An 18,022-nucleotide genomic window follows, 5' to 3' on the forward strand; every position below is an offset into this window, starting at 1 on the left:
TTACCTGTGCGGCCCCTCTGCCCAGGGGCCGCCCGGCCTCACTCCCAGAAATCTCGCGCCGGATCCAGCACCGGTTTGACGATGCCCGCGCGAACGGTGAAGTCGCCGAAGCCTTCGCCGGCGTTGCGCTCCTTCGCCCAGCGCCCCACCAGCAGGTCGATCTCGTTCAGGATCTCGTCTTCGCTGATGTTCTCGCGGTACATGCGCGGAATGCGCGTGCCTTCGCGGTTGCCGCCCAAATGCAGGTTATAGCGGCCGACCGCCTTGCCCACCAGCCCCAGCTCCGCCAGCAGCGCGCGGCCGCAGCCGTTCGGGCAGCCGGTGATGCGCAGCACGATATGCTCGTCGCCCACCCCGTGCCGATGCATGATCCCTTCCACCTTGGTGACGAACTGCGGCAGGAAGCGCTCGGCCTCCGCCATCGCCAACGGGCAGGTCGGGAACGATACGCAGGCCATCGAGTTCTTGCGTTGCTCGCTGATCTCGTCGTCGATCAGGCCATGATCGCGCGCCAGGGCTTCGATCTTCGCCTTCTCGCTTGCCGGCACGCCGGCGATGATCACGTTTTGGTTCGCCGTCAGACGGAAGTCGCCTTTATGGATCTTGGCGATCTCCGCCATGCCGGTCTTCAGCGGACGCCCCGGATAGTCCAGTAGGCGGCCGTTCTCGATAAACAGCGTCAGGTGCCATTGATCGTCGATGCCCTTCACCCAACCGATGCGATCGCCGCGGCCGGTGAATTCATACGGCCGGACCGGCGCGAAGGTGATACCGGCGCGCTTTTCCACTTCGGCGCGGAAAACGTCCACCCCGACGCGCTCCAGCGTGTATTTGGTTTTGGCGTTCTTGCGATCGGTGCGGTTGCCCCAGTCGCGCTGCGTGGTCACCACCGCTTCCGCCACCGCCAGCGTATGCTCGAGCGGAATGTAGCCGAATTCGCTGGCCTGCCGCGCGTAGGTCTTCTTGTTGCCGTGTTCGATGGACAGCCCGCCGCCCACCAGCAGGTTGAAGCCTACCAGCTTGCCGTTTTCGGCGATCGCCACGAAGTTCATGTCGTTGGCGTGCAGATCGACGTCGTTCTGCGGCGGGATCACCACCGTGGTTTTGAATTTGCGCGGCAGGTAGGTCGGCCCCAGAATCGGCTCTTCGTCGGTGGTGGCCACCTTCTCCTGATCCAGCCACACCTCAGCGTAGGCGCGGGTGCGCGGCAGCAGGTGTTCGGAGATCTTCTTCGCCCACTCGTAGGCTTCCTGATGCAGCTCGGATTCCACCGGGTTGGAGGTGCACAGCACGTTGCGGTTAACGTCGTTGGCGGTCGCCAACGCGTCCAGCCCCAGACGGTTCAGCAGCTGGTGCACCGGTTTGACGTTGCCTTTCAGAATGCCGTGAAACTGGAACGTCTGGCGGTTGGTGATGCGAATGCTGCCGTACAGCGTGCTCTCCTGCGCGAACTTGTCGATGCCCAGCCACTGCTGCGGGCTGATGATGCCGCCCGGCAGGCGGCAGCGCAGCATCATGGCGTGGCGCGGCTCCAGCTTCTGCTCGGCGCGTTCGGCGCGAATATCGCGGTCATCCTGCTGGTACATGCCGTGAAAACGGATCAGCAGGAAGTTGTCGCCGTTGAAGCCGCCGGTCAGGCCGTCGTTCAAATCTTCGGCGATGGTGCCGCGCAGGAAGTTGCTCTCCTTCTTCATGCGCTCCGCATCGGCCAGTTTGCCTTCGACTACCAAAGGCCCGGGGTGTTTATCACTCATCAGTAAACATCTCGCTGATAACGGCGCTCAAGGCGCAGCTCACTTAAAAATTCATCCGCCTGCTCGGTATCCATGCCACCGTGCTCGGCCACCAGTTCCAGTAATGTGTTTTCCACGTCTTTCGCCATGCGATTGGCATCGCCGCAGACGTAAATGTGCGCGCCTTCCTGAATCCAGCGCCACACTTCCGCGCCCTGTTCGCGCAGTTTGTCTTGTACGTATATTTTATGTTGCTGGTCGCGGGACCAGGCCAGATCGATGCGGGTCAGCAGGCCGTCTTTCACGTAGCGCTGCCATTCGACCTGATACAGGAAATCTTCGGTGAAGTGCGGGTTGCCGAAGAACAGCCAGTTTTTGCCGCTGGCGCCGTCGGCGTCGCGCTGCTGCATAAAGGCGCGGAACGGCGCGATGCCGGTGCCCGGGCCAATCATGATCACCGGCGTTTCCGGGTTGGCCGGCAGGCGGAAGTTGTCGTTGTGTTCGATAAACACCCGCACGTCGCCGTCTTCCTCCAGGCGATCCGCCAGGAAGCCGGAGGCGCCGCCGCTGCGGGCGCGCCCGTCGATGTCGTAACGCACCACGCCCACGGTGATGTGGACTTCGCTTTCGTTCTCCGCCTGCGAAGAGGCGATGGAGTACAGACGCGGCGTCAGCGGGCGCAGCAGGCCGACCAGCTGTTCGGCGCTCAGATCCGCCGGCGCCTGACGCACCATGTCGACGATCGGCGTGTTGTGCGCGTACTGCTGCAGCGCAGCTTTATCCGCCAACAGGCCGATCAGCGTTTCGTCGCGCGACAGCGCGGCGTATTTATCGACGATCGGCGTGGTGTTCTGCGTCAGCTCGAAATGGCTGCGCAGCGCCTGCGCCAGCGGCAGGGTTTGCCCTTCCACCTCGACCGGCTCGTCGCCTTTCAGCCACAACAGCTGCACCAGTTCGTCCACCAGCGCCGGATCGTTGTCGAACCATACGCCGAGCGCATCGCCCGGCTGATAGCGCAGGCCGGAGTCGCCCAGATCGATTTCGATATGGCGCACGTCTTTATCCGACGCGCGGCCGGTAATTTTCTGATTGACCGCAAGCTGGGCGGTAAGCGGTTGTTCCTTGCTGTACGGGCTGCTGTCGATCAGATCGACCGCGCCGCTGGCCAACACGCCCGGTGCGGCGCTTTCCGCCGGCGCGCGCGCCTTCAGCACCGACACCACCTGTTTGCGCCAGGCGGCGGCCAGTTCCTGGTACTCCACGTCGGCGTCCACGCGCTCCACCAGGCGCTCGGCGCCCAGCTCGGCCAGCTTGCCGTCGAAATCCTTACCAGACTGGCAGAAATTCTCATAAGAGGTGTCGCCCAGCCCGAACACCGCAAAAGCGGTGTCATTCAGCTTCGGCGCCTTCTTCGAGAACAGGAATTTATGCAGCGCCACCGCTTCTTCCGCCGGCTCGCCTTCCCCCTGCGTAGAGGCGACGATCACCAGCAGGCGCTCTTGAGCTATCTGCTTGAACTTGTAGTCGCCGGCGCTGATCAGCGTGGCGCTCAGATTGGCGGCCAGCAGATCGTCGCGCAGCTGCTCCGCCAGGCGGCGCGCATTGCCGGTCTGCGAAGCGGAAATGATGGTGATGCCGGCGGCAGCCGCAGGGGCGACAGGCGCAATGGCCACGGCTCCGGGCTGTTGATTGACCATGCCCCAAAAATAGCCGGACAGCCACGCCAGCTGCGTCGGCGAATAGTCGCCGATCGTCGCCTGCAAGCGCGCCAGCTGTTCGGGCGTCAGCGGGAGCAAAGATGTTGGAGGAGCCTGAGTCGTCATTGCTGTACTTATTTCCTATACTTAGCGCCTTTCCTGCCAGGCGCGCGCCAGTGTCAGTCGCTGTCTCTTCGCTGCGTCGGGTGTGCGGAAAAGATCAGGAGAGTTTGTAAGGTTACCGAGCAGAATAGCAACGATTAAATAAGGGATAGCAATAAATCATAACCAAAATGACTAAGCTGTTTTTCCGGTAATGGATAACGCTTAAACCGTTAAACAAAGTTTTTTATCCAGATGAAATTAAAGCGCTTTTTTTCATCGTTTTTTCACCGTTCAACATTTCGGCTCATTACCCCAGCCGATAGGTGCCGCAAACACCAAACAAAAAAAGTGTTAACCGGATGCGTTTGCCGTGGCGGTAGACCATAACGGTATAAATGGCAAGCAGACGCGCTTTCCGGTACTATGCGGCGGTTTTTGAGTCAATGAGGCCGTAATAATGGCAACCACGCTGTTTAAAGATTTTCAGTTTGAAGCCGCACACCGTTTGCCCCACGTGCCGGAGGGCCATAAATGCGGCCGTCTGCATGGGCATTCGTTTATGGTGCGTCTGGAAGTGACCGGTGAAGTGGATCCCCACACCGGTTGGGTGATGGATTTCGCCGAGCTCAAGGCTGTGTTTTCCCCGATCTGGGAGCGGCTGGATCACCATTATCTGAACGATATTCCAGGATTGGAAAATCCCACCAGCGAAGTGCTCGCCGCCTGGATTTGGCAGCAGCTCAAGCCCCAGTTGCCGGAACTGACTGCGGTGATGGTGAAAGAGACCTGTACTGCGGGATGCGTATATAAAGGTTAAAAGAAAGGGCGCCCAAGGGCGCCCTGATTTTAGGCGATGTTCAGATACTTGTGGGTCTGCATCGACAGCCGCCAGTTGCGCGCGATGCAGGTTTCGATGCACAGGCGGGTCGCCTCTTCTTTCTGGCTGATCGGCTGCAGCGCGATAATGCGCGCCTTGTCGTCCTGCAGCGTCGCCAGCAGCGCGTCCAGCGCCTCGATGTCGCGCTCGCGCGCCACCGGATGCTTCACCTCGTCGGCGCGCCGCAGCGCCTGAACCAGCACCTTCATGCCGCCGCGCATATTCACCTTCGGCGAAACCGTCACCCAGGTTTTGGCGGAACAGCGAATGTCGTGGGTGCCGCTAGTCTCAATCTGGCAGCCGTAGCCATGCTGTTCGAACAGCTCGGTCAGCGGCGCCAGATCGTAGATGCAGGGTTCGCCGCCGGTGATCACCACATGGCGCGCGGTGTAACCTTGTTGGCGCATCACCGCCAACAGCTGCTCGGCGCTGGCGTTGCCCCAGGCGTCGCTTTCCTCTGTTTTGACCAGGATCCGTTGCAGGTCGACTTCCCGATTGGCTTCCTTTTCCCAGGTATGTTTGGTGTCGCACCAACTGCACCCTACCGGGCAGCCCTGCAAGCGGATAAAAATGGCCGGCACGCCGGTGAAGAAGCCTTCGCCCTGCAAGGTTTGGAACATCTCATTGATCGGGTACTGCATCGGTTTCTCAATCTGGAAAAGTAAAAAGCGATTATCGCAGATTCCGGCCCGGCGACCAAACGGCCAACATTGTATTAAATTTTATTCTCCGCGCCGCCGCCAGCATATCTCACCACCCACGGCGTTCATTTAATTTGTGAGTCGGGCTTTGGCCTTTCATTCACGGTGTAACCCGCTTCGCAAAAACAACATTTATTTAACGCATAAGATAAATATATTTGACATAAAGCGCCGACGCGCAGATGTATATACAAGCAAACACAAGCCGAGCGTCAGTTTCGGCCACGTTCCATCCATCACGACTACATCTGCGTTTAGAGGGTGCCATGACTCATTCCACCAGCGAGTTGAACATTCAGCAGGCCATCGACGACAGCAAGTTTTCGCTGTTTCACTGGACCCTGATCATTCTCGGATTCCTGATCCTCGCCATCGACGGTTTCGATACCGCCGCCATGGGCTATATCGCCCCCTCGGTCGCTAAAGACTGGGGCATCGTCAAACAGGATCTGGGGCCGGTGCTGAGCGCCGCGCTGCTGGGGCTGTCGCTCGGCGCGCTGATCGCCGGGCCAATCTCCGACCGCATCGGCCGCAAGCGCGTGCTGGTGTTTTCCTGCCTGTTCTTCGGCCTGTCGAGCCTGGCCACCGCCTACGCCGGCTCGCTCAACAGCCTGACGCTGTGGCGCTTTCTCACCGGCCTCGGGCTGGGAGCGGCGATGCCCAACGCCATCACGCTGATCTCCGAATACGCGCCGCAGCGCTGCCGTTCGCTGGCGATCAACACCATGTACTGCGGTTTCCCGCTGGGCGCGGCCGGCGGCGGCGCCATTTCATCGTGGCTGATCCCGAGCTACGGCTGGCACAGCGTGCTGCTGCTCGGCGCCATTGCGCCGCTGGCGTTGACGGTTTTGCTGATCCTGCTGCTGCCGGAATCGGTCAAATACATGGTCAACCGCGGGCAGGATGCGGCGAAGATCAAGCGCATCGCACAGCGCTTCGTCAGCCAGAGCCTGGACGGCGTGACGCGTTTTTACCTGTACGAAGAAAAGCTTACGCACACCAAGACCAGCGTCGGCCTGCTGTTCAGCCGCCCTTACCTGCTCGGCACGCTGATGCTGTGGCTGACCTACTTTATGGGGCTGGTAATCTACTACGTGTTGCTGAGCTGGATGCCGATCCTGATGCAGGGGCTGGGTTACCAGCTGGAGCAATCGGCGATGCTCACCTCGCTGTTCACCTTCGGCGGCACGCTTGGCATCCTGGTGGCCGGCTGGCTGATGGATCGCTGGAACGCGCATAAGGTGGTCTCGAGCGGCTTTGTCGCCACTGCCCTGCTGATCGTGGCGATGGCGACCGAGGACAAACACATCGTGCTGCTGGGCGCCTTCATCTTCCTGATGGGCGTCACCATGAACGGCGCGCAGTCCGGGCTGCAAACGCTGGCGGCCACCTTCTACCCCACCCACAGCCGCGCCACCGGCATCGCCTGGATGCAGGGCATCGGCCGCTTCGGCGGCGTCGCCGGCACCATGATGGGCGCCCAACTGCTGGCGATGCAGTGGGAGGTGCAGAGCATCCTGATGTTCCTGTGCGTGCCGGCGCTGATCGCCGCCATCGCCACGGTATGCAAAATGAGCCGCAAACCGACGCTGCAACCGGCGGCCTGACCCTGACAAGCCCGCCACCGACGGCGGGCTTTTTCCCTGCGGCGATAGGGTTTGTTTATCCCCTGGCCGCAACTGTAATCAGTCTGTAAAAATATTGTGACTAGCCGCCCAAAAATGAGTCATTTTTAATTCATTTTTGCCGAACAGCTCACTTTTCTCCGGCTTTCCATACATGAAACCGGCGATAAAAAATCGCATATCAAACTGATATAAAAAGAAAATAACTTTTTCTTATGCCACTTTTCAGCGGCAACTGGTCAGTGTTGCATATGCTTGTACATACAAGTATATGTTAATAAACCCTACGCATTGTTATGCCGTGGTACTCATCCCCCACCGCGGCATGGAATCTGCACCGATACTGTTTGAGGAAACTGCTGTGACTACAAATAACAAAGTTCGCAATGTCGATGTACGCGCGCCACGCGGCACACAATTAAACGCAAAAAGCTGGCTGACCGAAGCGCCGTTACGCATGCTGATGAACAACCTCGATCCTGAAGTTGCGGAGAACCCACACGAGCTGGTGGTGTACGGCGGCATCGGCCGCGCCGCGCGCGACTGGGATTGCTACGACAAGATCGTCGAAACGCTGAAAACGCTGGAGGAAGACGAAACCCTGCTGGTGCAGTCCGGCAAGCCGGTCGGCGTCTTCAAAACCCACAGCAACGCGCCGCGCGTGCTGATCGCCAACTCCAACCTGGTGCCCCACTGGGCGACCTGGGAACACTTCAACGAGCTGGACGCCAAAGGCCTGGCCATGTACGGCCAGATGACCGCCGGCAGTTGGATCTACATCGGCAGCCAGGGCATCGTTCAGGGCACCTATGAGACCTTCGTCGAAGCGGGCCGCCAGCATTACGACGGCAGCCTGCAGGGCCGCTGGGTGCTGACCGCCGGTTTGGGCGGCATGGGCGGCGCGCAGCCGCTGGCCGCGACGCTGGCGGGCGCCTGCTCGCTGAACATCGAATGTCAGCAGAGCCGCATCGATTTCCGCCTGAAAACCCGCTACGTCGATGAGCAGGCTAAAGATTTGGACGACGCGCTGGCACGCATCAAAAAATACACCTCGGAAGGCAAAGCCATCTCCATCGCCCTGTGCGGCAACGCGGCGGAAATCCTGCCTGAGCTGGTTCGCCGCGGTGTGCGCCCGGACATGGTCACCGATCAGACCAGCGCCCACGATCCGCTGAACGGCTACCTGCCGAAGGGCTGGAGCTGGGAAGAATATCGCCAGCGCGCCCAGACCGAGCCGGCCAAAGTGGTCGCCGCCGCCAAGCAGTCGATGGCCGATCACGTCAAAGCCATGCTGGCCTTCCAGCAGATGGGCGTGCCGACCTTCGACTACGGCAACAACATTCGCCAGATGGCGAAAGAAACCGGTGTCGACAACGCCTTCGACTTCCCGGGCTTCGTGCCGGCCTACATCCGTCCGCTGTTCTGCCGCGGCATCGGGCCATTCCGCTGGGCGGCGCTGTCCGGCGATCCGCAGGACATCTACAAAACCGACGCCATGGTGAAAGAGCTGATCCCGGATGACGAACACCTGCACCGCTGGCTGGACATGGCGCGCGAGCGCATCAGCTTCCAGGGCCTGCCGGCGCGCATCTGCTGGGTTGGCCTCGGCCAGCGCGCCAAGCTGGGCCTGGCGTTCAACGAAATGGTGCGCCGGGGCGAACTGTCCGCCCCGATCGTCATCGGCCGCGATCACCTGGATTCCGGCTCCGTTTCCAGCCCGAACCGTGAAACCGAAGCGATGAAAGACGGTTCCGATGCGGTTTCCGACTGGCCGTTGCTCAACGCCCTGCTGAACACCGCCAGCGGCGCCACCTGGGTTTCCCTGCACCACGGCGGCGGCGTCGGCATGGGCTTCTCCCAACACTCCGGCATGGTGATCGTCTGCGACGGCACCGACGAAGCCGCCGAGCGCATCGCCCGCGTCCTGCACAATGACCCGGCTACCGGGGTCATGCGTCACGCCGACGCCGGTTACGATATCGCTATCGACTGCGCCCGTGAGCAAGGCCTGAACCTGCCGATGGTTGCCGCGACCCAAGGAGAAAAAGCATGAAAGCGCTGACTATTCGCCCAGGCAAACTGACGCTGGCCCAGCTACGCGACGTCTATCAACACCCGGTGACGCTGACGCTGGACGACAACGCCTACGCGCCAATCCAGCAGAGCGTGGCCTGCGTGGAACGCATCGTTGAAGAAAACCGCACCACTTACGGCATCAATACCGGGTTTGGCCTGCTGGCTTCGACGCGCATCGCCCGCGACGATCTGGAAAACCTGCAGCGTTCGATCGTGCTGTCGCACGCCGCCGGCGTGGGCGAACCGACCGACGACAATCTGGTGCGCCTGATCATGGTGCTGAAGATCAACAGCCTGTCGCGCGGCTTCTCCGGCATTCGTCTGGAAGTCATCCAGGCGCTGATCGCGCTGGTCAACGCCGAAGTTTATCCGCATATTCCGCTGAAGGGCTCGGTCGGCGCCTCCGGTGACCTGGCGCCGCTGGCGCACATGAGCCTGGTGCTGCTGGGCGAAGGCCAGGCGCGCCATCAGGGCCAATGGCTGCCGGCGACCGAAGCGCTGGCCAAGGCCGGCCTGAAACCGCTGACGCTGGCGGCGAAAGAGGGCCTGGCGCTGCTGAACGGCACCCAGGTCTCCGCCGCCTTCGCGCTGCGCGGCCTGTTCGATGCCGAAGACCTGTTCGCCGCCGCGACCGTGGCGGGCAGCCTGACGGTGGAAGCGGCGCTGGGCTCTCGCAGCCCGTTCGATGCGCGTATCCACGAGGTGCGCGGCCAGCGCGGCCAGATCGACGCCGCCCTCGCCTACCGCCACCTGCTCGGCGCGCGCAGCGAAGTCTCCGACTCGCATCGCAACTGCGAAAAAGTGCAGGATCCTTACTCCCTGCGCTGCCAGCCGCAGGTGATGGGCGCCTGCCTGACGCAGATCCGCCAGGCCGCCGAGGTGCTGGAAATTGAAGCCAACGCCGTCTCGGATAACCCGCTGGTGTTCGCCGAACAGGGCGACGTGCTGTCCGGCGGCAACTTCCACGCCGAGCCGGTGGCGATGGCCGCCGATAACCTGGCGCTGGCGTTCGCCGAAATCGGTTCGCTGTCCGAGCGCCGCATCTCGCTGATGATGGACAAACACATGTCGCAACTGCCACCGTTCCTGGTGGAAAACGGCGGCGTGAACTCCGGCTTCATGATCGCCCAGGTGACCGCCGCGGCGCTGGCCAGCGAAAACAAAGCGCTGGCGCACCCGTCGAGCGTCGACAGCATTCCGACCTCCGCCAACCAGGAAGACCACGTTTCCATGGCGCCGGCCGCCGGTCGCCGCCTGTGGATCATGGCGGACAACGTGCGCGGCATTCTGGCGGTCGAATGGCTGGCCGCCTGCCAGGGCCTGGATTTTCGCAACGGCCTGAAGACCTCGGAAGGTCTGGAGCAGGCGCGCCGTCTGCTGCGCGAGCATGTCAGTTTCTACGACAAGGATCGTTTCTTCGCCCCCGACATTGAAGCCGCCAGCCAACTCTTGGCGGCCGGTCACCTGACATCGCTGCTGCCTGCGGCGCTGCTGCCTAGCCAGGCATAATCATCACACACTGAATCACGCAGTTTGTTCTGCCCCGCCGGGTGCGTTCCACCCGGCGCGGGCAGCGCGTGCCTGTTCGGCAAACACTTAACGGGAAGCAACATGCGTAACGAAACAACACAACTCAGACGCGGACTAAACGCGCGGCACATCCGTTTCATGGCTCTCGGCTCGGCGATCGGCACCGGCCTGTTCTACGGCTCCGCCGGCGCCATCCAGCTGGCCGGCCCGGCCGTGCTGCTGGCCTACCTGGTGGGGGGCGCAGCGGTGTTCATGGTGATGCGCGCGCTGGGTGAAATGGCGGTGCACCAGCCGGTTTCCGGCTCGTTCGGCCACTACGCCAGCCACTATCTCGGCCCGCTGGCCGGGTTCCTCACCGGTTGGACCTACACCTTCGAAATGGTGATCGTCGCCCTGGCGGACGTCACCGCCTTCGGCATTTATATGGGGCTGTGGTTCCCGGACGTCGCCCAGTGGGTCTGGGTGCTCAGCATCATTCTGTTTATCGGCGCGCTCAATTTGTGCAGCGTCAAGGTGTTCGGCGAGCTGGAATTCTGGCTGTCGCTGGTCAAGGTCGCCGCCATCGTGGCGATGATCGTCGGCGGCGCGGCGGTGATGCTGTTCGGCTTCGGCCAAGCCCAGCACGCTACCGGTATCAGTAACCTGTGGCAGCACGGCGGCTTTATGCCCAACGGCATCGGCGGCGTGGTCGCGTCATTGGCGGTGGTGATGTTCGCCTTCGGCGGCATCGAGATCATCGGCATTACCGCCAGCGAGGCGAAAGACCCCGCCAAAGTGCTGCCGAAAGCGATCAACGCCGTGCCGGTGCGCATCCTGCTGTTTTACGTGCTGACGCTGACGGTGCTGATGGCGATCTACCCGTGGAACAGCATCGGCCAGAACGGCAGCCCGTTCGTTGAGATCTTCAGCAACCTCGGCATCAGCTCCGCCGCCAACGTGCTGAACGTGGTGGTGATCACCGCCGCCATCTCGGCCATCAACAGCGACATCTTCGGCGCCGGCCGCATGATGTACGGCATGGCGCAGGACGGCCAGGCGCCGCGCAGCTTCACCAAACTGACCGCCAGCGGCGTGCCGTGGATGACGGTGCTGGTGATGTCGGTCGCCCTGCTGCTGGCGGTGGTGCTCAACTACCTGATCCCGGAGAAGGTCTTCATGATCATCGCCTCGATCGCCACCTTTGCCACCGTCTGGGTGTGGCTGATGATCCTGCTGTCGCAGATCGTCATGCGCCGCACGCTGTCGCCGGAAGAAACTCGTCAGTTGAGCTTCCCGGTGCCGTGGTGGCCGGTGGCGCCGGCATTGGCGACCGCATTTATGGCATTCGTCATCGGCCTGCTCGGCTACTTCGAAGAGAGCCGCATCGCGCTGTACGTCGGGCTGGTGTGGATCGCTTTACTCACCGTGGCTTACTGGCTGTGGGTGCGCAAGAAAGGCGGGGGTTCACCGGTGACCGCGGCAACGCAACAGATGTAACGCTCGCTTCTGATAAAACCCGCTGCGGCGGGTTTTTTAATGCGCCTGCGCCAATGCTTGCAGGACATCCGCCTGCAAGTCGTCAAACGCCTCCAGCCCGGCGGACAACCGCACCAATCCCTCGCTGATATGATGGCGCCGCCGCTCTTCGGGGCTGTAGGCCGAGTGCGTCATGCTGGCCGGGTGTTGCGCCAGGCTTTCGCAATCGCCCAGGCTGACCGCGCGCAAGATGAGCTGCAGCGCATTGAGGAAGCGAATGCCTGCACTCATGCCGCCTCGCAGTTCAAACGCCAGCATGCCGCCGGGGCGCGCCATTTGCCGCTGCGCCAACGCATGCTGCGGGAAGTTCGTCAGGCCGGGATAATACACCCGCTCGACCGCAGGATGCTCCGCCAACATCTCCGCCAGACGCTGCGCGTTATCGCAATGACGATCCATGCGCAGCGGCAAGGTTTTCAAACCACGCAGTACCAGCGCAGCATCCTGCGCCGACAGCACTGCCCCGTTCATGTCCTTCAGCCCCTCAAGCCGGATCGTCTGCGCCAGCGCCTCGCTCGTCACCGCCAGCCCGGCCAGCAGATCGCCGTGGCCGCCGAGGTACTTGGTGGCCGAGTGCACCACGATGTCGGCGCCCAGCGTCAGCGGCCGCTGTAGGTACGGCGTACAGTAGGTGTTGTCCACCAGCAGCAACGCCTGATGCCGGTGTGCAATCTCCGCCACTGCGGCGATATCGATCAGTCGCATGTTGGGGTTGGCCGGGGTTTCGCAATACACCAGCCGGGTGCGCCTACCGATCGCGGCGGCCAGCCGCTCCGGCCGGGTCAGATCAACATGGGTTATCTTGACGCCAAAGCGCGCCAGACCGTGATGAAAATAGCTGAAGGTGCACCCATACACCGTTTCATCGACGATCAGCTCATCACCCGGGCTGAGCAACGTCCAGCAACAGGCGGTGATCGCCCCCATGCCGGAAGAGAACGCCACCGCCGCTTCCCCCTCTTCGAGGTTGGCGATGCGCTGCTCCAGCAGATTCAGCGTCGGGTTGGCGATACGTGAATAGAAATACCCCGGTTCGGTGCCGGCAAAGCAAGCGCCGCCATATTCCGCCGTGGGAAAGGTAAAAGTGGAGCTCATAAACACCGGCGGGCACAGCGCCCCCTGATGCTGCTGAGGATCGTAGCCATAATGAATAGCGCGGGTAGCGAAGGCATGGTCAAGTTTGCCGGACATAACGACTCCTTATCTGAGTGAACGAAGCCGATTCAATTATTCATCGGAAGCATCCGGCGGCAATGCGCCATCCCGTGTACGCCGCCCGATAATTTGCAGAGTGCGCAGCAGCAGCATGACGCCCAGCAGGGTGTCCGGCTGCTTCAGCAAGGCGTAAGCCGCACGAAAATTGGCGGGCGGCGGGCTCAATTGCAGCTCGCTGTGCGCCATCTTCAACGCAGTCCCTCCCTCCCAACCGACCGTAACCAGCCCTTCGAACACGCCGGCCAGTTTTTCCACCAGCGCGTTGTCGGCGATATCTACTACGTCCGACAGCAACGACAGCAGATCGACCACGTTGTCCAGCCGCCCGCCGGCCAGCAGCGGCCGCAGTTTTTCCAGCAAGCCCGCCAGCGATTGGAGTTCATCACCATGCACCGTGCTTTCCGTCATATCAGCCCCCTTACCGTGGCCCAATACAGACCGCGGTTAAAACCGTTGCGCAGCATGCCGCCCACCTTGGTGGCCGGGGTCGGCAGCACGTCGTGACGGTAGTCGTACACCAGCGGCATGCCGGCATTCAGCCCCATTTGCGCGACCGCCTGCACCTTGCCGTCGTAATGGCTGACCGTTTGCCCCAGCCGTATTTCCGCCACGATGTTGTCGGCGATCACCGGCGCCTGATTGTGGCAAGAACCGCCTGCCTTGCTGACCGGCAGATCCACGGTGTCGCCTATCACGTATACGCCCTGCTGGCCGTACACCTGCAGCGTTTGGTGATCGGTCGGCAACCACCCCTCGCCGTTTTGAATATCGCTCAGGCCGGTGTTGCGCACCGCTTCCACCGCCCGGATCGGCGGCGTGGCCATCAGGATGTCAAACGGCTGTTCCTCCCCCTCGGCGGAATAGGCGATGTTGCGCTGTGCGTCCACCCGGCTGAGGGTAAAACCGCGCTGGTGACGGATATCGCGCGCGGCAAAAATGGCGGGCAGCGCTTCGCCGGTCGGGCGCTGCAAAAACAGGCAGTTGCGCAGCAATTGGGAAATGGTCGGATAGGTATAAACGATCTCCACCGCCTTACGCACGCCGCGCCGCCGCAGGTAGTCATCCAGCATCAAGGTGGTTTCGATCGGCGCGATGCCGCACTGGTGAGGCACGTTGGGGGTTTCAGGGAAGGAAACGGTGATGAAGATACGCCCTTTCTCGATAGTCGCCAGTTTTTGCGCCAACCGCCTGGCGGCCTGATACTGGTAAAAATGATCGCCCGCCTGCGCCAGCCCTTCGATACGCTCCGGCCAGGGGACGCAGCCGGTAGCAAAGACCAGAAAGTCATAGGAATAAATTTTACCGCTTTGCGTGGCTATATTTCGCTGTGTTAAATCGAAAGATTCCGCTTTATCAACAATGAATTGTATTTCAGGGCGCAATAAACTCCGCTGTGAGCGCGTGAGTTCCTGCTTGAAAAAAGTATTGAACGCCACATACATAAACGCCGGTTTGTAATAATGCAGCGGTGAATCCGATATCATTAATAACTCGACTTTATTATTAATAATTTCTCGGTGCAATTTTTCGGCCAATACATTGGCCAGGATGGTGCCGCCGGTTCCGCCGCCGACAATGACGATTCGCTGTCGCATCAAGCCCTCGCTCAACCGGCCAGCAAGCCGGCAGTATTAAGGCATAGTGAGGATGAAGATCTACGGCAGAACGGCGAGAAATAAACTGCCTCATTGGCAGTCTAGTAACGAATAATTATAAAGCAAATGAAAATGGAATATAAAATAAACACAGTTACTATCTTTAATAAAATTATCGGGTTAAATAGGACCACATTTTCAATAAAAAACTTATTATTAGACTGACATTCATCACGAATTTAAAACATAAAAAAACCCGCCGCGGCGGGTTTTTATTTAGCAACCGAATCGGTCGAACTTACTGGCCTTTAACTTCTTTCAGGCCGTTGAACGGCGCACGGTCACCCAGCGCTTCTTCGATACGGATCAGTTGGTTGTACTTGGCAACGCGGTCAGAACGGCTCATGGAACCGGTTTTGATCTGGCCAGCCGCAGTCCCTACCGCCAGGTCGGCGATGGTCGCGTCTTCGGTTTCACCGGAACGGTGAGAGATCACCGCGGTGTAGCCGGCGTCTTTCGCCATCTTGATAGCAGCCAGAGTTTCGGTCAGAGAACCGATCTGGTTGAATTTGATCAGGATGGAGTTAGCGATGCCTTTCTCGATGCCTTCTTTCAGGATCTTGGTGTTGGTCACGAACAGATCGTCGCCCACCAGCTGGATTTTGTCGCCCAGAACTTTGGTCTGGTAAGCGAAGCCCGCCCAGTCGGATTCATCCAGGCCGTCTTCGATAGACACGATTGGGTACTGTTTGGTCAGATCTTCCAGGAAGTGAGTGAACTCTTCGGAAGTGAAGGCTTTGTTGCCTTCGCCGGCCAGCACGTATTTACCGTCTTTGTAGAATTCGGAAGCCGCGCAGTCCATCGCCAGAGTGACGTCTTTGCCCAGCTCGTAGCCCGCCGCTTTTACCGCTTCAGCGATAACCGCCAGCGCTTCGGCGTTGGAACCCAGGTTTGGCGCGTAGCCGCCTTCGTCGCCCACGGCGGTGTTCATGCCTTTGGCTTTCAGAACTTTCGCCAGGTGGTGGAACACTTCAGAACCGATGCGCACCGCTTCTTTCAGGGTTTTCGCGCCAACCGGCTGAATCATGAATTCCTGAATGTCGACGTTGTTGTCAGCGTGCTCGCCGCCGTTGATGATGTTCATCATCGGCAGTGGCATGGAGAATTTGCCTGGGGTGCCGTTCAGTTCAGCGATGTGCTCGTACAGCGGCATGCCTTTAGAAGCTGCGGCCGCTTTCGCTGCTGCCAGGGAAACCGCCAGAATGGCGTTGGCGCCGAAGTTGGATTTGTTTTCGGTGCCGTCCAGCTCGATCATGATCTTGTCGATGTTCGCCTGGTCTTTGGCATCTTTACCCAGTACTGCCTGAGCAATCGGACCGTTTACTGCAGCAACGGCTTTCAGTACGCCTTTACCCAGGAAACGAGACTTGTCACCGTCACGCAGTTCCAGCGCTTCGCGGGAACCGGTAGAAGCACCTGACGGCGCAGCAGCCAGGCCGACGAAACCGCCTTCCAGATGAACTTCGGCTTCAACAGTCGGGTTACCGCGGGAGTCGATGATTTCACGACCGATGACTTTAACGATTTTGGACATTAGGTTTTCCTCAGTACAAGTTAAACTAAAACTCCAGACAAACAGCGCGCGGTTCTCACCGCGCGCCGCCTACCAAATATTTTATTTCACCTGGCGCTTCTGATGCTCGCCTGCGGCTTTCACGAAGCCGGCGAACAGCGGATGCCCATCACGCGGCGTAGACGTAAATTCCGGGTGGAACTGACAGGCTACAAACCACGGGTGATTCGGCAGTTCAATGATCTCGACCAGCTTGTTGTCGGCGGAGCGACCGGCGACACGCAGCCCTGCGGCTTCGATCTGCTTCAACAGCATGTTGTTAACTTCGTAACGGTGACGGTGACGCTCGACAATGGTCGGTTCGCCATACAGCTGACGCACCAGGCTGTTGTCGATCAGGTTGCACTGTTGGCCACCTACGCGCATCGTGCCGCCCAAATCGCTTTCTTCGCTGCGCACTTCGACGTTGCCGTCTTCGTCACGCCATTCGGTGATCAACGCCACCACCGGGTACTTACAGTCTGGCATAAACTCGGTGGAGTTGGCGTTTTCCATGCCCGCCACGTTGCGAGCGAACTCCATCAACGCCACCTGCATGCCCAGGCAAATGCCCAGGTAAGGAATGTTGTTCTCGCGCGCATAGCGTGCGGTCATCACTTTGCCTTCCACGCCGCGGTAACCGAAGCCGCCCGGGATCAGGATCGCGTCCAGCCCTTTCAGCACTTCCACGCCGCGGGTTTCCACGTCCTGCGAGTCGATCAGCTTGATGTTCACGGTCAGACGGTTTTTCAGCCCGCCGTGCTTCAGCGCTTCGATCACCGACTTGTAGGCGTCCGGCAGCTCAACGTATTTGCCGACCATGCCGATGGTCACTTCGCCGCCCGGATTGGCTTCTTCGTAGATCACCTGTTCCCATTCGGCCAGGTTGGCTTCCGGTGCGTTCAAGCTGAATCGTTTACAAATATAATCGTCCAGCCCCTGAGATTTCAATAGGCCTGGGATTTTATAAATAGAATCAACGTCTTTCAGAGAGATAACCGCTTTTTCCGGCACGTTGCAGAAAAGCGCGATTTTAGCGCGTTCGTTAGCAGGAACTGCGCGATCGGAACGGCAAATCAGCACATCAGGCTGAATACCGATGGAAAGCAGCTCTTTTACGGAATGCTGGGTCGGCTTGGTTTTCACTTCGCCGGCCGCCGCCATGTACGGCACCAGCGTCAGGTGCATGTACAGGGTGTGCTCGCGGCCCACTTCCACCGCCATCTGACGGATAGCTTCGAGGAACGGCAGCGATTCGATATCGCCGACGGTGCCGCCGATTTCCACCAGCACCACATCGTGGCCTTCGCCACCTTCGATGATGCGCTCTTTGATCGCGTTGGTGATGTGCGGAATGACCTGCACGGTCGCACCCAGATAGTCGCCGCGGCGTTCTTTACGCAGCACGTCGGAGTAGATGCGGCCGGTGGTGAAGTTGTTGCGACGCGACATTTTGGTGCGGATGAAGCGCTCGTAGTGACCCAAATCCAGATCGGTTTCTGCGCCGTCTTCGGTGACGAAAACTTCCCCATGCTGAATCGGGCTCATGGTGCCCGGATCCACGTTGATGTACGGGTCCAGTTTCATGATGGTAACGTTGAGGCCACGGGCTTCAAGAATAGCCGCCAGAGAGGCTGCGGCAATGCCTTTACCCAGAGAGGATACGACCCCGCCGGTCACAAAAATATAATTAGTTGTCATGCTGAACCTGAGAGTTTAGGTTTAAAGACGATGGAAGAAC

The 18,022-nt window shown here is 60.1% G+C and carries 13 protein-coding genes; 5 read left to right on the top strand and 8 right to left on the bottom strand.

Features of this window, described 5'->3' with window-relative positions; genetic code table 11:
* Positions 1–38 precede the first annotated feature (38 nt).
* Positions 39–1,754: an assimilatory sulfite reductase (NADPH) hemoprotein subunit gene (cysI, locus tag ACJ8IN_RS02740; RefSeq protein ID WP_308325430.1), complete on the bottom strand. Its 1,716-nt coding sequence runs from the start codon at positions 1,752–1,754 to the stop codon at positions 39–41.
* Positions 1,754–3,556 carry an NADPH-dependent assimilatory sulfite reductase flavoprotein subunit gene (cysJ, locus tag ACJ8IN_RS02745; RefSeq protein ID WP_033652936.1) on the bottom strand — a complete coding sequence of 601 codons (1,803 nt, stop codon included), beginning with the start codon at positions 3,554–3,556 and terminating at the stop codon, positions 1,754–1,756. The genes cysI and cysJ overlap by 1 nt, the downstream gene beginning before the upstream one ends.
* 436 nt (positions 3,557–3,992) lie before the next feature.
* Between cysJ and queD the strand changes: the two genes are divergently transcribed.
* Positions 3,993–4,352 (top strand): 6-carboxytetrahydropterin synthase QueD, encoded by a 360-nt coding sequence (queD, locus tag ACJ8IN_RS02750; RefSeq protein ID WP_004932638.1) that lies wholly within the window; start codon positions 3,993–3,995, stop codon positions 4,350–4,352.
* Positions 4,353–4,381: 29 nt separating this feature from the next.
* Here the strand turns inward: queD and queE are convergent, their stop codons facing one another.
* Positions 4,382–5,053, bottom strand: coding sequence for a 7-carboxy-7-deazaguanine synthase QueE (gene queE, locus ACJ8IN_RS02755; protein ID WP_103772785.1), 672 nt, complete (start codon positions 5,051–5,053; stop codon positions 4,382–4,384).
* Between the two features lie 326 nt (positions 5,054–5,379).
* Between queE and ACJ8IN_RS02760 the strand changes: the two genes are divergently transcribed.
* The 4 genes from ACJ8IN_RS02760 to ACJ8IN_RS02775 all read left to right on the top strand — a co-directional run bounded on the left by ACJ8IN_RS02760 (position 5,380) and on the right by ACJ8IN_RS02775 (position 11,820).
* On the top strand, positions 5,380–6,720 hold the full coding sequence (locus ACJ8IN_RS02760; protein WP_033637149.1) for an MFS transporter: 1,341 nt from the start codon (positions 5,380–5,382) through the stop codon (positions 6,718–6,720).
* Between the two features lie 379 nt (positions 6,721–7,099).
* The gene (gene hutU, locus ACJ8IN_RS02765; RefSeq protein WP_025159649.1) at positions 7,100–8,791 is read left to right on the top strand and encodes a urocanate hydratase; all 1,692 of its coding nucleotides are present in this window, start codon (positions 7,100–7,102) and stop codon (positions 8,789–8,791) included.
* A complete protein-coding gene (hutH, locus tag ACJ8IN_RS02770; protein WP_033637148.1) occupies positions 8,788–10,323 on the top strand; it encodes a histidine ammonia-lyase in 1,536 nt (511 codons plus the stop codon). The genes hutU and hutH overlap by 4 nt, the downstream gene beginning before the upstream one ends.
* Before the next feature lie 102 nt (positions 10,324–10,425).
* Positions 10,426–11,820, top strand: a complete 1,395-nt coding sequence (locus ACJ8IN_RS02775; RefSeq protein WP_033652933.1) for an amino acid permease — start codon at positions 10,426–10,428, stop codon at positions 11,818–11,820.
* Positions 11,821–11,856: 36 nt separating this feature from the next.
* On the opposite strand, the gene ACJ8IN_RS02780 is transcribed toward ACJ8IN_RS02775, so the two are convergent.
* From ACJ8IN_RS02780 to pyrG, 5 genes are all read right to left on the bottom strand, one after another.
* Positions 11,857–13,050 carry a methionine gamma-lyase gene (locus ACJ8IN_RS02780; RefSeq protein WP_049234092.1) on the bottom strand — a complete coding sequence of 398 codons (1,194 nt, stop codon included), beginning with the start codon at positions 13,048–13,050 and terminating at the stop codon, positions 11,857–11,859.
* A gap of 36 nt (positions 13,051–13,086) precedes the next feature.
* Positions 13,087–13,482 carry a hypothetical protein gene (locus tag ACJ8IN_RS02785; RefSeq protein WP_080437600.1) on the bottom strand — a complete coding sequence of 132 codons (396 nt, stop codon included), beginning with the start codon at positions 13,480–13,482 and terminating at the stop codon, positions 13,087–13,089.
* Entirely contained in the window at positions 13,479–14,669 is a 1,191-nt protein-coding gene (locus ACJ8IN_RS02790) for an NAD(P)/FAD-dependent oxidoreductase (RefSeq protein WP_039568868.1), read from the bottom strand. Before ACJ8IN_RS02790 ends, ACJ8IN_RS02785 begins: the two co-directional genes overlap by 4 nt.
* A 298-nt stretch (positions 14,670–14,967) precedes the next feature.
* Entirely contained in the window at positions 14,968–16,263 is a 1,296-nt protein-coding gene (gene eno, locus ACJ8IN_RS02795; protein WP_033637140.1) for a phosphopyruvate hydratase, read from the bottom strand.
* Between the two features lie 81 nt (positions 16,264–16,344).
* Positions 16,345–17,982, bottom strand: coding sequence for a glutamine hydrolyzing CTP synthase (pyrG, locus tag ACJ8IN_RS02800; protein WP_033637139.1), 1,638 nt, complete (start codon positions 17,980–17,982; stop codon positions 16,345–16,347).
* Positions 17,983–18,022: the final 40 nt, after the last annotated feature.

Origin of the sequence: Serratia sp. CY31944 (assembly GCF_052169175.1) — a bacterium.
In the GTDB taxonomy this organism is placed as follows: domain Bacteria; phylum Pseudomonadota; class Gammaproteobacteria; order Enterobacterales; family Enterobacteriaceae; genus Serratia; species Serratia sarumanii.

Coding starts and splice junctions, on each gene's coding strand:
- cysI (WP_308325430.1), bottom strand. CDS start 1,754: ATGAGTGATAAACACCCCGGGCCTTTGGTAGTCGAAGGCAAACTGGCC.
- cysJ (WP_033652936.1), bottom strand. CDS start 3,556: ATGACGACTCAGGCTCCTCCAACATCTTTGCTCCCGCTGACGCCCGAA.
- queD (WP_004932638.1), top strand. CDS start 3,993: ATGGCAACCACGCTGTTTAAAGATTTTCAGTTTGAAGCCGCACACCGT.
- queE (WP_103772785.1), bottom strand. CDS start 5,053: ATGCAGTACCCGATCAATGAGATGTTCCAAACCTTGCAGGGCGAAGGC.
- ACJ8IN_RS02760 (WP_033637149.1), top strand. CDS start 5,380: ATGACTCATTCCACCAGCGAGTTGAACATTCAGCAGGCCATCGACGAC.
- hutH (WP_033637148.1), top strand. CDS start 8,788: ATGAAAGCGCTGACTATTCGCCCAGGCAAACTGACGCTGGCCCAGCTA.
- ACJ8IN_RS02775 (WP_033652933.1), top strand. CDS start 10,426: ATGCGTAACGAAACAACACAACTCAGACGCGGACTAAACGCGCGGCAC.
- ACJ8IN_RS02780 (WP_049234092.1), bottom strand. CDS start 13,050: ATGTCCGGCAAACTTGACCATGCCTTCGCTACCCGCGCTATTCATTAT.
- ACJ8IN_RS02785 (WP_080437600.1), bottom strand. CDS start 13,482: ATGACGGAAAGCACGGTGCATGGTGATGAACTCCAATCGCTGGCGGGC.
- ACJ8IN_RS02790 (WP_039568868.1), bottom strand. CDS start 14,669: ATGCGACAGCGAATCGTCATTGTCGGCGGCGGAACCGGCGGCACCATC.
- eno (WP_033637140.1), bottom strand. CDS start 16,263: ATGTCCAAAATCGTTAAAGTCATCGGTCGTGAAATCATCGACTCCCGC.
- pyrG (WP_033637139.1), bottom strand. CDS start 17,982: ATGACAACTAATTATATTTTTGTGACCGGCGGGGTCGTATCCTCTCTG.